The 13,907-nt window shown below is 39.3% G+C and carries 19 protein-coding genes and 1 tRNA gene; 15 read left to right on the forward strand and 5 right to left on the reverse strand.

Annotated elements, in window-relative coordinates; translation table 11 throughout:
* Positions 1–136: 136 nt before the first annotated feature.
* The gene (locus HPSH112_RS01855) at positions 137–679 is read left to right on the forward strand and encodes a phospholipase D-like domain-containing protein (protein WP_000932469.1); all 543 of its coding nucleotides are present in this window, start codon (positions 137–139) and stop codon (positions 677–679) included.
* Between the two features lie 7 nt (positions 680–686).
* Here HPSH112_RS01855 and HPSH112_RS01860 read toward each other — a convergent pair whose 3' ends face one another.
* The gene (locus tag HPSH112_RS01860) at positions 687–1,424 is read right to left on the reverse strand and encodes an outer membrane protein (protein ID WP_014662204.1); all 738 of its coding nucleotides are present in this window, start codon (positions 1,422–1,424) and stop codon (positions 687–689) included.
* 129 nt (positions 1,425–1,553) lie between these two features.
* Here HPSH112_RS01860 and flgH point away from each other — a divergent pair, with 129 nt between their 5' ends.
* Genes flgH through pseH form a run of 4 tightly spaced genes read left to right on the forward strand, consistent with a single transcriptional unit; the run spans position 1,554 to position 4,370 of the window.
* Positions 1,554–2,267 carry a flagellar basal body L-ring protein FlgH gene (gene flgH / locus HPSH112_RS01865; RefSeq protein ID WP_000709991.1) on the forward strand — a complete coding sequence of 238 codons (714 nt, stop codon included), beginning with the start codon at positions 1,554–1,556 and terminating at the stop codon, positions 2,265–2,267.
* 17 nt (positions 2,268–2,284) lie between these two features.
* A complete protein-coding gene (gene pseF / locus HPSH112_RS08865) occupies positions 2,285–2,968 on the forward strand; it encodes a pseudaminic acid cytidylyltransferase (protein ID WP_001201338.1) in 684 nt (227 codons plus the stop codon).
* On the forward strand, positions 2,959–3,831 hold the full coding sequence (locus tag HPSH112_RS08870; protein ID WP_001144423.1) for a hypothetical protein: 873 nt from the start codon (positions 2,959–2,961) through the stop codon (positions 3,829–3,831). The genes pseF and HPSH112_RS08870 overlap by 10 nt, the downstream gene beginning before the upstream one ends.
* Positions 3,828–4,370 (forward strand): UDP-4-amino-4,6-dideoxy-N-acetyl-beta-L-altrosamine N-acetyltransferase, encoded by a 543-nt coding sequence (pseH, locus tag HPSH112_RS01880; RefSeq protein ID WP_000742581.1) that lies wholly within the window; start codon positions 3,828–3,830, stop codon positions 4,368–4,370. The genes HPSH112_RS08870 and pseH overlap by 4 nt, the downstream gene beginning before the upstream one ends.
* Here the strand turns inward: pseH and HPSH112_RS01885 are convergent.
* Together HPSH112_RS01885 and HPSH112_RS01890 are read right to left on the reverse strand one after the other, a co-directional pair.
* Entirely contained in the window at positions 4,303–5,241 is a 939-nt protein-coding gene (locus HPSH112_RS01885) for a tetraacyldisaccharide 4'-kinase (protein WP_000833938.1), read from the reverse strand. The two genes, pseH and HPSH112_RS01885, sit on opposite strands and share 68 nt — an antisense overlap.
* Positions 5,238–6,020, reverse strand: coding sequence for an NAD+ synthase (locus HPSH112_RS01890; protein WP_001168078.1), 783 nt, complete (start codon positions 6,018–6,020; stop codon positions 5,238–5,240). The genes HPSH112_RS01885 and HPSH112_RS01890 overlap by 4 nt, the downstream gene beginning before the upstream one ends.
* Positions 6,021–6,104: 84 nt before the next feature.
* On the opposite strand from HPSH112_RS01890, the gene HPSH112_RS01895 reads away from it, so the two are divergent.
* The 10 genes from HPSH112_RS01895 (at position 6,105) to HPSH112_RS01935 (ending at position 11,311) form a co-directional block, all read left to right on the forward strand.
* Positions 6,105–6,181 (forward strand) — tRNA-Arg (locus HPSH112_RS01895).
* A gap of 85 nt (positions 6,182–6,266) precedes the next feature.
* On the forward strand, positions 6,267–7,259 hold the full coding sequence (gene ilvC / locus HPSH112_RS01900; protein WP_001207777.1) for a ketol-acid reductoisomerase: 993 nt from the start codon (positions 6,267–6,269) through the stop codon (positions 7,257–7,259).
* A gap of 18 nt (positions 7,260–7,277) precedes the next feature.
* Positions 7,278–8,084: a septum site-determining protein MinD gene (gene minD, locus HPSH112_RS01905; protein ID WP_001019023.1), complete on the forward strand. Its 807-nt coding sequence runs from the start codon at positions 7,278–7,280 to the stop codon at positions 8,082–8,084.
* Positions 8,081–8,314 (forward strand): cell division topological specificity factor MinE, encoded by a 234-nt coding sequence (gene minE, locus HPSH112_RS01910; RefSeq protein ID WP_000051411.1) that lies wholly within the window; start codon positions 8,081–8,083, stop codon positions 8,312–8,314. The genes minD and minE overlap by 4 nt, the downstream gene beginning before the upstream one ends.
* Positions 8,315–8,325: 11 nt before the next feature.
* Positions 8,326–9,126 carry a DNA-processing protein DprA gene (gene dprA / locus HPSH112_RS01915; RefSeq protein ID WP_000840094.1) on the forward strand — a complete coding sequence of 267 codons (801 nt, stop codon included), beginning with the start codon at positions 8,326–8,328 and terminating at the stop codon, positions 9,124–9,126.
* On the forward strand, positions 9,123–9,527 hold the full coding sequence (gene ruvX / locus HPSH112_RS01920; RefSeq protein ID WP_000599165.1) for a Holliday junction resolvase RuvX: 405 nt from the start codon (positions 9,123–9,125) through the stop codon (positions 9,525–9,527). Before dprA ends, ruvX begins: the two co-directional genes overlap by 4 nt.
* A 236-nt stretch (positions 9,528–9,763) precedes the next feature.
* Positions 9,764–10,135, forward strand: coding sequence for a tetratricopeptide repeat protein (locus HPSH112_RS08190; RefSeq protein ID WP_014662205.1), 372 nt, complete (start codon positions 9,764–9,766; stop codon positions 10,133–10,135).
* 10 nt (positions 10,136–10,145) lie between these two features.
* A complete protein-coding gene (locus HPSH112_RS08985) occupies positions 10,146–10,235 on the forward strand; it encodes a hypothetical protein (RefSeq protein ID WP_411155629.1) in 90 nt (29 codons plus the stop codon).
* Positions 10,236–10,428: 193 nt separating this feature from the next.
* Positions 10,429–10,767: a hypothetical protein gene (locus HPSH112_RS01930; protein WP_000699918.1), complete on the forward strand. Its 339-nt coding sequence runs from the start codon at positions 10,429–10,431 to the stop codon at positions 10,765–10,767.
* Positions 10,751–11,311 (forward strand): hypothetical protein, encoded by a 561-nt coding sequence (locus tag HPSH112_RS01935; RefSeq protein ID WP_000037125.1) that lies wholly within the window; start codon positions 10,751–10,753, stop codon positions 11,309–11,311. Before HPSH112_RS01930 ends, HPSH112_RS01935 begins: the two co-directional genes overlap by 17 nt.
* Before the next feature lie 156 nt (positions 11,312–11,467).
* Here HPSH112_RS01935 and HPSH112_RS01940 read toward each other — a convergent pair whose 3' ends face one another.
* Together HPSH112_RS01940 and recJ are read right to left on the reverse strand one after the other, a co-directional pair.
* A complete protein-coding gene (locus HPSH112_RS01940) occupies positions 11,468–12,349 on the reverse strand; it encodes an RluA family pseudouridine synthase (RefSeq protein ID WP_001117116.1) in 882 nt (293 codons plus the stop codon).
* Positions 12,349–13,899 (reverse strand): single-stranded-DNA-specific exonuclease RecJ, encoded by a 1,551-nt coding sequence (recJ, locus tag HPSH112_RS01945; RefSeq protein WP_000810779.1) that lies wholly within the window; start codon positions 13,897–13,899, stop codon positions 12,349–12,351. The genes HPSH112_RS01940 and recJ overlap by 1 nt, the downstream gene beginning before the upstream one ends.
* Positions 13,900–13,907 lie beyond the last annotated feature (8 nt).

The following is a 13,907-nucleotide window of genomic DNA, read 5'->3' on the forward strand; positions in this document are numbered from 1 at the left end:
GGACTCCTTATTTGATAAGAAACGCTTCTTTAAGCCTATCAATTTTTATCGCTTTTTTTAAATCTTTTATTATAATCAAAAATCCACTTGGTTGGTTGTTTTTATCATGAGTGTAATTTAAAATAAGGATCATTTGATGTTAAACAAATTTAAAAAAATCGTTGGCGCGGGTGTGTTAGTGGGCTGTTTAGGGGTTTTGCAAGCTAAAAACAGCTTATTTGTCTTACCTTATGAGCAAAAAGACGCTCTCAATTCTTTAGTTTCTGGCATTAGTAGCGCCAGAGAGAGCGTGAAAATCGCTATCTATAGTTTCACGCACAGAGATATTGCAAGAGCGATTAAAAGCGTAGCGAGTAGGGGGATTAAGGTACAAATCATTTATGATTATGAAAGCAATCATAATAACAAGCAATCCACTATCGGCTATCTGGACAAATACCCTAACACGAAAGTGTGCTTATTAAAAGGGCTTAAGGCTAAAAACGGGAATTATTACGGCATCATGCACCAAAAAGTAGCGATCATTGATGATAAGATCGTGTTTTTAGGATCAGCGAATTGGAGCAAAAACGCTTTTGAAAATAATTACGAAGTGCTTTTAAAAACCGATGACACAGAAACAATCCTCAAAGCCAAGAGTTACTACCAAAAAATGTTAGGAAGTTGCGTTGGGTTTTAAAAGCCCTTTAGAAGTGGTAATTATACCCCACATAAAAGGCAAAGACCCTACGCATTTGAACCTTGAGTGCATCAGTGGTGTAATATTTGTTATTAATGGTGGGGAATTTAAAACCGATTTCAAATTCATGTTCATCTACAAATAAAGCCTTGAGACCAAAGTTAAAGAGGAATTGAAAAGAGGTGTTATCAACCGCCCTGCTGTTAGTGATGCCTAATAATTCCTTCCCTTTACTGCCAATATACCAGCTATTCCCCGCAATCGCAATCCCCCCAAAAACGCCAATATCCACGCCAATATCATCTTGATAGAAACTCCCTTGGAAGAAATTCCACACCGCATCCACGCCCACGCCATAAGTGATCATGTTATTGCCGCCATAATAGCCTTTAGGGTATCTCATGCCATAGCCTTGCCAATCTAAAAAAGCAAAATAACGCAAGCCCAATATTTTATCCGGATGGAAAAAGTGGTTATAGCCCATGACTAATCCAATCCCATTAGATCCCATGTTGGTGAGTTTTTTAACGCTATTAACGCTAGTTATGATATTGGTGTAACCGGTTTGATAGTTAGTAATTTCTCTAACTTCATGGATATTAGTCATTAAATTGATAGACCCTGTTTGGTAATTGACTCCCATATACAAATTTTTCGTCCAAGAAGGTGCAGCGCTTTCTTCTTTAGCTATTAAGGCGTGTGCCAGCAAGCTTGCGCCAACCAACATTTTTAACAAGGTTCTCAATTTTATCTCCTGCAAGTTAAGTTTCATTATAAAGATCTAAATTTTACAACAACTTACTCAAAATTAAGCATTTATTCTTTATAAGAGAGTATAATTCAAGGCTTAAAATAACTCAAATAAGGCTAATGGATGAAAAAAGCGCTTTATTTAGGGGCTGTTGCGTTTAGCGTTGCATTCAGCATGGCATCAGCCAATGAGCCAAAAATTGATTTTAACCCTCCTAATTATGTAGAAGAAACCCCCTCTAAAGAATTTATCCCTGAATTGAACAAGTTGGGGAGTTTGTTTGGGCAGGGAGAGCGCCCTTTATTTGCGGACAGGAGAGCGATGAAGCCTAACGATTTGATCACAATCATTGTTTCTGAAAAAGCGAGCGCGAATTATTCCAGCTCTAAAGATTATAAAAGCGCTTCAGGGGGTAATTCCACGCCCCCAAGACTCACTTATAACGGGCTAGATGAAAGAAAGAAACAAGAAGCGCAGTATTTAGACGATAAGAATAATTACAATTTCACCAAATCCAGCAATAACACGAATTTTAAAGGCGGTGGCTCGCAAAAAAAGAGCGAAGATTTAGAGATTGTGTTGAGCGCTCGAATCATTAAAGTGCTAGAAAACGGGAATTATTTCATCTATGGGAATAAGGAAGTGCTAGTGGATGGGGAAAAGCAAATCCTTAAGGTGAGTGGGGTGATTCGCCCTTATGATATTGAAAGGAACAATACCATCCAATCCAAGTTTTTAGCCGACGCTAAGATTGAATACACGAATTTAGGGCATTTGAGCGATTCCAATAAAAAGAAATTCGCTGCTGATGCGATGGAAACCCAAATGCCTTATTAAAAAGAGCAAAGCCTAGCATGAGAGCGATCGCTATTGTTTTAGCCAGAAGTTCCAGTAAAAGGATCAAGAATAAAAATATCATTGATTTTTTCAATAAACCCATGCTCGCTTACCCTATTGAAGCGGCGCTAAATTCCAAGCTCTTTGAAAAGGTGTTTATCTCTAGCGATAGCATGGAGTATGTTCATTTAGCTAAAAATTATGGGGCGAGTTTTTTGAATTTGCGCCCTAAAGTTTTAGCGGACGATAGAGCCACGACTTTAGAGGTGATGGCCTATCACATGAAAGAATTAGAGTTAAAAGATGAAGATATTGCGTGTTGTTTGTATGGCACTTCAGCGCTTTTACAAGAAAAGCATTTAAAAAACGCTTTTGAGATTTTAAAAGGAAATACGGATTATGTTTTCACATGCTCTCCATTCAGCGCTTCGCCCTATCGTTCTTTTAGCCTTGAAAACGGCGTTCAAATGGCTTTTAAAGAGCATTTAAACACGCGCACGCAAGATTTAAAAACGCTCTATCATGACGCAGGATTGCTTTATATGGGGAAGGCTCAAGCCTTTAAAGAAATGCGGCCTATTTTTAGTCAAAATTCTATCGCTTTAGAATTATCGCCCTTAGAAGTCCAAGATATTGACACTTTAGAAGATTTAGAATTAGCCAAGCTCAAATACAGCCGTTTGAAAAACGCATGCCAGTAAAAATTTTGTGCGATTGTTTTTTAACAAGCGGTTTAGGGCATGTGAGGCGTTGTGAAAAAATCCTTTCTTTTATAGAAAAATTAGGGGTTAAAGCGGATCTTTATTTATATAAGCACAATAATATAAGCGCTTTTTTAGAGGGCGTTGGCAATGATGATTTTTTGATTATAGATAGCTATTGTTTAAATTCAAAGGATTTTTATCTTTTAAAAGAAAAAGCTAAAAGCCTTATGGTCATAGAAGATAAAGAGCATGTTAAGGGGTTTTACCCTAAAAACACCAAGATCATGAATTTCACGCTGAACGCTTTAAAACACTACCATTATTTATCAAAAGATTATCAGTATTATTTGGGGGTGGGGTTTTACCCTGTTGATATTCGCTTTGTCTATGAGCGCCCTATTAATACAGAAAATAAAGAAGTGCTGATCACTCTAGGGGGGAGCGAGCAAAAAACGCTCAAAGAGATAGTCAAAATTTTAGAAAATAAGGGCATGCATTTGCATATCATTTCGCCCCATATCCCCAAAAATCCTCCCAAAAACACGCATTATTACAGCCCTTTAAGCCCTTTGGAGTTCAGTTCTTTGATGAAATTTTGCGCTTGCGCCATTAGCGCTGCAGGCCAAACCCTCTATGAATTAGCCCTTTCTCAAACGCCCTCTCTTATCATTCCCATCGCTTCTAATCAAATCATTCAAAGCCAAGAATTTGAAAGCTTGGGTATTTTCAAACAAACGAGTTTGAAAACTTTAGCGAAAGATTTTGAAAAATTACAAATTCAAAAAAACCAAGCATGGGCAAAAAACCTGGCCTTTGGGAGTGAGCTAGAGGGCGCCTTAAGGGAGTTTTTAGAAATTTGAAAAAAAATTATTGTTATAAAAATATCCAAGCGATTGATTTTGCGCACTTAAACGATGAAGAAAAGTTGTTGGTTTTAGAGTTTCGCAACCACCCAAACACTGCCTTATGGATGTATAGCGCTTTTATTTCTTTAAAAACGCATTTGCAATTCATAGAAGATTTAAAAAACTCGCCTAACCACCGCTATTTTTTGTTTAAAGAAGAGGGCGTTTATTTAGGGGTTGGCTCTATCACTAAAATCAATTTTTTTCATAAGCATGGGTATTTGGGGATTTATAAAAACCCTTTTTTGAAAAATAGGGGAGAAACTATTTTAAAAGCTTTAGAACGCATCGCTTTTGAAGAGTTCCAATTAAATTCTTTGCACTTAGAAGTGATGGAGAACAATTTCAAAGCGATCGCTTTTTATGAAAAAAACCATTATGAGTTAGAGGGGCGTTTGAAGGGCTTTGTTTCTAAAGAAAAGGAATTTATAGATGTTCTTTTGTATTACAAGGATAAGAAAGGATATAACGATCGATCTGTTCTAAAACTTTAGGGCAAATTTCTAGCTTTAAATCCAATACGCTTAAGGGCAAGTTGCAATCTTGTAATTTGACGAGATCTTTTGAAGTAACCAATAAGGAAGTGGCGTTATTTTGATAAAACTCTTTTTCTAAAAGCTTCAAATCAAAAGGGGCATGATCTCTAAAATACAATTTTTTAACCACTTCTTTGGGTAAAAACGCATCAAGCCTGCTAGGATTAGCGATAGCCGTTGCTAAAAGCATGCGTTTGGTGGGGTGGGAAATAGAGGTGATTCTTTTATAGTCCTTATCTTCTGTAATGACCAAATGGGCTTCTTTATAGCTTTTGATGCTTTCTCTATACAACCCGCTAGGCAAACAAAAGGGGTAGTAGGGGGGGACTTTAGGCTTTAAAAGCAAATTGAATTGGTTGAAGTTAAACCTAAAACCATCGTCCAAAAACACAATCTTTGCCCCTAATTCAAGGGCTTTTAAAACGCCTAGCTCTCTTTTTTCGCTCACAATCACGCTCGCTTGTTTTAAATTTAAGGCTAAAAGATAGGCTTCATCGCCCGCTGTTTGTTGGGAAACTAAAATGTTTCCTTTAACGCTCACCACCACTAAACCTTTAGAATCTCGTTGGTACCCCCTAGAGATAACCGCCACTTCTTGGTATCTTGGAGCGGTTTCTAAAATAAAGGGCGTTTTACCGCTTCCCCCAGCGATCAAATTGCCTACGCTGATAATGGGGATTTTAAAATCATGCTTTTTAGCGGTTTTTCGTTTAAGGGTGGCGATGCCTTGATAGATTAAAGAAAAAGGATAGAGCGCAAAAATCAACCCCTTTTGCAAAAGAGTGGGGTCATAAAAATAGCGTTCTAAAAAGGGTTTATCGCTTTTCATTTAGGGTTAAATCGTTTGGCGATGGTGGGTAATTCTAATTTGAAAGAGTTTTTTTGGATACGGCTCATGATGTTTTTCACTAAAATTTCATCATAGCCTAATTGGGTGAGCGTTTCTGCATCAATGGGCTTGTTTTGAAACAACGCTTCAATATCCTTCAATAAAGGATCGATCACGCTATAAGGATAGCCCAAATCTTTTTCATCGCTTTGCCCCACAAATAAATCCGCGCTAGGGGGCTTATTTAAAATCTTTTTAGGGATATTCAAATGGCAAGCGAGTTCATAAACTTCGGTTTTAAATAATTCCCCAATCGGGTTAATCGCGCACGCCAAATCCCCAAATAAAGTGCCATAGCCTAGCATTCTTTCGCTTTTATTGCTCGTGCCAATGACTAAAGAATCGCTTTTTAAAGAATAATCGTATAAAAATGCCATGCGCAATCTTGCGCAAAAATTCCCCTTCCTGGTAAGGCTTGCGTCTTTAAAATGAGAATCAAAGATGGCGTCATAGGGAGCGATAGAATATTCTGTATAAGGGATAGAAAATGTTTCGCACAAATCTAAAGCGTCTGTTTTACTCTCTGGCATAGAAACCAAAGAGGGCATTAAAAGGGCATGAGCGTTTTTTTTAAAAACTTTTTGACACAGCACCCCAACGACCGCGCTATCCAGCCCCCCGCTCAGCCCATAAACGACTTTTTTAAAGCCTCGTTTTTGCGCTTCTTTTTCTAAAAAATCGCATAAATAAGCGATGAGTTTTTGGTGATCTTTTTGCATGCCTTAAATTATAATAGAAAAAACGCATCGTTTAAGTGAAAAATTAGCTTTTCTTGCTATAATCATCGTTTCACTTCTTTAAAGGTGCTCGTAGCTCAGCTGAATAGAGCAACAGGTTGCGGTCCTGTAGGTCGGGGGTTTGAATCCCTCCGAGCACACCATTTTTTAATTCTGCATGTTTTTAAACATTATCGCTCCCATTATGGTAAAATAAATACTTGCTTAAACACGCTAGGAGATTTGATTTTGGCATTACCCGTTTATTATGATAAAGACATTGATTTAGGCGTTATCCAATCCTTACAAGTGGGCATTATCGGCTATGGCGCGCAAGGAGAAGCCCAAGCGCTCAATTTGAGGGACTCTAAAGTAAGAGTGCGTATTGGCTTGTATCAAGGGAGTTTGAGCGCTTCAAAAGCAAAAGCAGAGGGCTTTGAGGTGCTAGAAGTCAAGGAATTAGTCCAACAATCTGATGTGATCATGGCGCTACTTCCGGACGAATTGCATAAGGAAGTGTTAGAAAAAGAAGTGATCCCTTTTTTAAAAGAGGGGCAAATTGTGGGCTTTGCCCATGGCTTTAGCGTGCATTTCAATCAGGTTGTTCTCCCAAAAGGCGTGGGCGCAATTTTAGTCGCACCAAAAGGGCCTGGGAGCGCTTTAAGAGAAGAATACCTTAAAAATAGGGGCTTATACCATTTGATCGCTATAGAGCAAGAAAGCTCAAAAAATAACGCTAAAGCGGTGGCTTTAAGCTACGCCAAAGCGATGGGTGGGGGGAGAATGGGGGTTTTAGAAACGAGCTTTAAAGAAGAATGCGAGAGCGATTTATTCGGCGAACAAGCGGTTTTGTGCGGGGGGTTAGAAGCGATTGTGAGAACGGGGTTTGAAACTTTAATTAGGGCAGGATACCCTGAAGAATTAGCCTATTTTGAGTGCGTGCATGAAGTGAAGTTAGTGGCGGATTTATTGCATTATAAGGGGGTAGAGGGCTTAAGGAAACACATTTCTAACACCGCTGAATTCGGGGCGATTAAAAATAGAGAGCCTATGGGAAATCTGCTAGAAAAACGCATGCAAAAAATCTTAAAAAAGATTCAAAACGGCTCATTCGCTAAGGATTTTTTACTGGAAAAGAGTTTGAATTACCCCAGGTTAAACACAGAGAGGAAAGCCCTTAAAGAGACTAAAATAGAACAAATTGGGGAAATTTTACGCGCCCCATTCAATCATAAAAAATAAATCATTAAAAGGAATCATATGGCAATAGTAGTTACTATCACTTCAGGTAAGGGGGGCGTGGGTAAAAGCACCACCGCGGCTAATTTAGCGATCGGCTTGGCTGAGAGCGGTAAAAAAGTCGTAGCGGTTGATTTTGACATAGGCCTTAGGAACTTGGATATGATTTTAGGCTTAGAAAATCGCATTGTTTATGATGTGGTGGATGTGATGGAAAAAAATTGCAACCTTTCGCAGGCTTTAATCACGGACAAAAAGACCAAAAACCTTTCTTTTTTAGCGGCTTCACAAAGCAAGGATAAAAATGTTTTAGATAAGGAAAAAGTAGCGATTTTAATCAACGCTTTAAGGGCGGATTTTGACTATATTTTGATTGATTCACCGGCTGGGATTGAAAGCGGTTTTGAGCATGCGATTTTGCATGCGGACATGGCGTTAGTGGTGGTAACGCCGGAGGTGAGCTCTTTAAGGGATAGCGACAGAGTGATTGGCATTATTGATGCGAAGTCTAATCGGGCTAAAAAGGGCATGGAAGTGCATAAGCATTTGATAATCAATCGCTTAAAACCCGAATTAGTGGCAAATGGCGAGATGATTTCCATAGAAGAAGTGCTTAAGATTTTATGCCTGCCTTTAATTGGGATCATTCCTGAAGACAGCCATATTATTTCAGCGACCAATAAGGGCGAGCCAGTGATTCGCACGGATTGCGAGAGCGCGAAGGCTTACCAACGCATCACCAGAAGGATTTTAGGCGAAGAAGTGGAATATGTGGAATTTAAGGCTAAAAAAGGCTTTTTTAGCGCGTTAAAAGGGATATTTTCATGAGTTTGTTTGATTTTTTTAAAAACAAAGGGAGTGCGGCTACCGCAACAGACAGATTAAAATTGATTTTAGCCAAAGAGCGCACTTTAAATTTACCCTACATGGAAGAGATGCGTAAAGAAATCATTGCCGTCATTCAAAAATACACTAAATCTTCAGACATCCATTTCAAAACCATTGATGGCAATCAAAGCGTGGAAACGATTGAAGTGGAGATTATATTGCCTAAATAGTTAATCAACGAATGAAAAGCAACTTCCAATACAGCGCGCTAGAGAATATCCCTAAAGCCTTTGATATTCTCAAAGACCCCCCTAAAAAGCTCTATTGTGTGGGCGATACAAAGCTTTTAGATGCGCCTTTAAAAGTGGCTATCATCGGCACAAGAAGACCCACCCCTTATAGCAAGCAACACACCATCACTCTAGCCAGAGAGTTTGCTAAAAATGGTGCGGTTATTGTGAGCGGAGGAGCGTTAGGCGTGGATATTATCGCTCAAGAAAACGCCTTACCAAAAACGATCATGCTTTCGCCTTGCAGTTTGGATTTTATCTATCCCACGAACAACCATAAAGTGATCCAAGAAATCGCGCAAAACGGCTTGATTTTAAGCGAATATGAAAAGGATTTTATGCCCGTTAAAGGCTCTTTTTTAGCGAGAAACCGCCTGGTGATCGCTTTAAGCGATGCGGTAATTATCCCCCAAGCGGATTTAAAAAGCGGCTCTATGAGCAGCGCGAGATTAGCCCAAAAGTATCAAAAACCCTTATTTGTTTTGCCCCAGCGCCTGAATGAGAGCGATGGCACTAATGAGCTTTTAGAAAAAGGGCAGGCTCAAGGGATATTTAATATTCAAAATTTTATAAACACCCTTTTAAAAGACCACCATTTAAAAGAAATGCCTGAAATCAAAGACGAATTTTTAGAATATTGTGCCAAAAACCCAAGCTATGAAGAGGCGTATCTCAAATTTGGGGACAAGCTTTTGGAATACGAACTGTTGGGTAAGATTAAACGCATCAATCATATCGTGGTGTTAGCGTGATTTTGGCATGCGATGTGGGGTTAAAACGCATTGGGATCGCTGCGCTTTTAAACGGCGTTATCTTGCCATTAGAAGCGATTTTACGCCACAACAGGAATCAGGCCTCTAGGGATTTGAGCGATTTGTTGAGGGAAAAAAACATTCAGGTGCTGGTGGTGGGCAAGCCCAATGAAAGCTATGCGGACACGAACGCACGCATTGAACATTTCATCAAACTTTTGGATTTTAAGGGCGAAATCGTTTTTATTAATGAAGACAGATCCAGCATAGAAGCCTATGAAAATTTAGGGCATTTGGGTAAGAAAAACAAGCGGCTCGCTATTAAAGACGGCCGGCTAGACTCTTTGAGCGCTTGTAGGATCTTGGAGCGCTATTGCCAGCAGGTTTTGAAAAAGTGCTAGATTTGATTGCAATTTGATTATAATAAAGTCTAAATTTTTTAATAAAGGGAGAAGCGTCATGCTAGGAAGTTTCAAAAAAGCTATTTTTAGGGCTTTGTGTTTGTGTTGTGCGTTGATTGGGGGGGGGGGGTTAATGGCAAGAGCCAAACCCTGAAGAGCTTTTCAATTTGGGTATGCTGAGTTACGACAAGCAAGATTTTTCTAAAGCTAAGGAATATTTTTAAAAAGCGTGTGATTTGAATAATGGTAGGGGGTGTAATGGTTTAGGGGTGTTATATAGAGATGGTCAAGGAGCGGAAAAAAACTTAACAAAAGCCGCTCAATACGCCTCTAAAGCGTGTGATTTGAATAATGGTAGGGGGTGTGGTGCTTTAGGGAGTCTATATGAAGATGGAAAAGGCGTAGAAAAAAACTCAAAAAAAGCCACTTATTTTTATTCTAAAGCTTGCGATTTGAAAGATGGTTGGGGGTGTAATAATTTAGGGTGGTTATATGAAAATGGTAAAGGGGTAGGAAAAGACTTAATAAAAGCCGCTTATTTTTATTCTAAAGCATGCGAGTTAAAAGAAGGTTTGGGGGTGTGGTGCTTTAGGGGCGTTATATTATGATGGGAAAGGAGTGGAAAAAGACTCAAAAAAAGCCGCTCAATACGCCTCTAAAGCCTGCAAATTAGGAGATCAAAAGGCATGCGAGATGCTCAAAAAATAGAAAATAGGGACAAAAAACATGCGATAATCTCACCTAAAAATTATCGCACAAAAGCCCTATTTCGGGGGTTAGGATATTGTTAAACGCTCTCTTGTCTTCTTAAGAAGGCATTTTACTAGAGAGTTTTAATCTTTTTTTGGTATTCTTTTAGGGTGATAATAAGCGGACTCAATACCTTTAAAAACGGATAACAATGAAAATCATGCATCAAGTTATGGATTTTTTAGATTCTTGCAAACAAACGATCCAAAAAAATTCTAACGAAGCGCTCCAAAAGACCAAACGAGCGCTCTTCAAGGAAAAATCTCAAAAGATCAGAGAGCAAGCGGTTAAAATCGTGGAAAAACGCTTGAAAAAAGAGGGCATGAAATTGAGCGATTTCAATGAAGAGGAATTAAAAATCATGTTTGAAGCCGAAGAAAAGAGGCTCTTGGAGCAGATCCACGCCAAAGAATCTGAAGAAAACCAAGAAAAGAGTGTTAAGCATTTCAAAGAAGTTTGGGAAAAGGGCGATAATGAGCAAGAAAGATAGTTTCATCTCTAGCGTGATGGGGTTTTTTAGCGAAAAGAATGAACGCTGGCTCTTAGCCCACAGGCACACGAGAGGGTTTGTGATCGTGGCGTGGCTTTTTCGGTTTAAAAGCATCGCGTTTTCTATTTTGATCACTCTGTTGATTATTTTAGTGGATATTTGGGTGTATAGCGATGTGCGCCAATTCTTGCTAGACACCGCCAGTTCGCCTATTTTGCTTTTAGTCGCTTTGTTAATCAAGTGGGGCGTGATTGTCATAAGCGTGCGCCAATGCTATAAGTTCAGCAAAAAAATGTTTGCGCTCATCCAAAAAAAAAGGCAAATCAGAGAGAGTTTGAAAAAGCGCTCCCACCAACAAGAGGGTAAAACTCCCCCAAAAGAGAGGCTCTCTAGCGTTACTGAAGAAATTATCGCCAAAAAGCAAGAAGAAACCCAACGCCAAGAAGCCCCAGAGGATACGCATGAGAGGCTCTCTAGCGTTACTGAAGAAATCATTTCAAAAAAACTAGAAGAATTGAAAGCCAGAAATGATAAGGGGAATTAAAAAGGGCGTAGAACGCTTTAGCTTATTTACCGAAAGAAACATTAAGAGGGTTTATCAAGATGCTTTGCAAGCAGCAATATCCCCTAAGGGATATATAGAAAATCTTAATCAAAACCCCCAAAGAGAACAACCAAAAGAACAATCAATAAAAAAGGGTCAATCTTTTAAAAATGGCATGAAGCGTTTGGGCATGGGGGAAGTGATCTCATGGATCGCTCCCTTAAATTCAAATGCCAAACTAGAGGCATGGAGCATGAGTAATGGGGTGTTATTTTCACGCTTCAATTGGAGGTATTCTCTAGCGTTTTCATCTATGACCCCATAAAGCCCCTCGCCCACGATCCTATGACCCACGCTGCTTAAATGCAAGCGGATTTGGTGCGTGCGCCCGGTGAGTGGGGTTATTTTGAGTAGGCTTATATCCAAAAAAGGATTATAGCTTAAAGGCTCAACAAGCGTGGTTGAAGGCTTGCCTAAAGGAGAAATTTTAGATCGAATACGCAAATCTTTTTGAATGCTTTGTAGCGTTAGAATGGGTTTGTCTATGACGATATTTTTATCAACCAACCCATGCACTAGCGCCAAATAAGTTTTTTTCACTTTTTTTTGCATGAAAAGCGCTTTTAAATCCTTAGCGCTTTGTAAAGTCTTCCCCGCTAAAACTAACCCGCTCGTTTCATAGTCTAGTCTGTGGGCTGGGTGGGCGTTTTTGCCAAAATGCGACTGGATATAATCCAGTAAGCTTTCATGGTAAAAATAGCCTTTAGGGTGGGTATAGACTTGAGGGGGTTTGTCAAACACGCCAAAATCTTTCGTTTCAAAAACAAGCGCTTGAGTTTTTTCATTAGGCTTGAAATGAATCAAGCTAACGACCCCTTGAATCATTTGAGATTTACGCACGGCTTGTTGGTTTTGTTTTAGGCGTTGTTTGTCAAGGTGGCGCTGGGCTTCTTTTAAAGAGCATTTTAAAACATCGAGCACAAAAAACAAGGCTTTGGTGGGTTTTAAAATTTCAAATTCTTCTTCAACAAAAGGCACTACAACAAACTTTTAACAAACATTTTAGGCTCATTAGAACACTCATCTAATTCCACGCTAAAAATCGCATTCACCTTTTCGCCCGCTTTCAAAAACCGCTCAGTGTTAAAATAAATAGCCTCTTTGATGCATTCTTTATCCTTAAAACGCAAAACCTGGTGGCTTTCTTTAATGATTTTTTCTTCTATGACTTCTAAATTTTGCGCTTGAAAGAGCGGCTCTGGGTTTTCTTGCCCATAAGGTTCGCCCGCTTCTATAATCTCTAAAAGCTCTCTGTCAATGTCTTTTAACGTGAGCGTTAAAGGGGGTTCTTTTTCACAAAAAGGTAGGATTTTAAAATCAAAATTTTCTAAAGTTTCAAAGAGCGAGATGATATTGTTTTTTCCAACGCTCAAACCGCAAGCTTGCCTATGCCCCCCATAGCCGAGCAACAAAGAAGAAACCCCATTCAAAGCGTCAATGAGATCAATATTTGAAGAGCTGCGCCCGCTCCCTTTATACACCCCTTCTTTAAAGGTAAAAACCAGGCTTGGCTTTTGAGTGGCTTCCACTAATTTTGAAGCCACAATCCCAAGCACGCCCTCATGCCAATCATCCTTAAAAGCGATGATAATTTTTTCTCCAACCATCGCATGCTTAAAAGCCTCTTCAAAAACCTGCTGTTGGATCATTTTACGCTTCATATTGCATGCTTTCAAGCGTTCATACAAAAAATAGCCATCTTGAAAATTATTCGCGCTTAAAAAATCTAAAGCCATTTTTGCATCTTGCATGCGCCCTGCGGAGTTGATTAAGGGGGCGATACTAAAAGAAATATCGCTCGCTTTTAAAGAGCGTTTTCTAAAAACTTCTCTTTGGCGCAAAAACCCCATCGCTCCTAAAGATTCTTTTTGCAAAAAATACAAGGCTTTAGAAACTAAAAAGCGGTTAAAAAAAGTCAAAGGCATCATGTCAGCAATAGTCGCCACGCCCGCTAAGCACAGCAACTCGCTAGAATGGCTTTTTTCTTTTCCTAAAAGCTGGTGGATGCCATAGCACAAATAAAACGCCACCAACGCCCCGCACACTTCCTTTTGGATAAAATCACAATCCGGTTGCTTGGGGTTGATCACCGCATAAGCGTCTGGGACTTCATCATGGTGTAAGCAATGGTGATCTGTGATGATAAGGGTGTAATTTTTTTCTTTGCAAAATCGCGCGGCTTCAAAGGCGCTAATCCCATTATCCACCGTGATGATTAAAGGGGCGTGGTGTTTTTCTAAAAATTTTTTAGAAATCCCATAGCCATCAATGAAGCGATTAGGGATTACAATGCGAACATGCTTATAATTCAGGCTTTCAAAAAATTTTGCCATGATAGTAGAGCTAATCACGCCGTCAGCGTCATAATCGCCCACCACTAAAATCTCTGTGTTTGCGCGCATGGCTTCTATGATTTTGAGCGCGGCTTTTTTCAAGTCTTTGAATAAAAAGGGGCTAGGAAACCCTTTTTCATTATAAGCGATAGAAGCCACTCGCTCTTTGATTTGAGCTTTAAGCTTTTGTTTCATTTTTTTAG

Origin of the sequence: Helicobacter pylori Shi112 (assembly GCF_000277405.1) — a bacterium.
In the GTDB taxonomy this organism is placed as follows: domain Bacteria; phylum Campylobacterota; class Campylobacteria; order Campylobacterales; family Helicobacteraceae; genus Helicobacter; species Helicobacter pylori_C.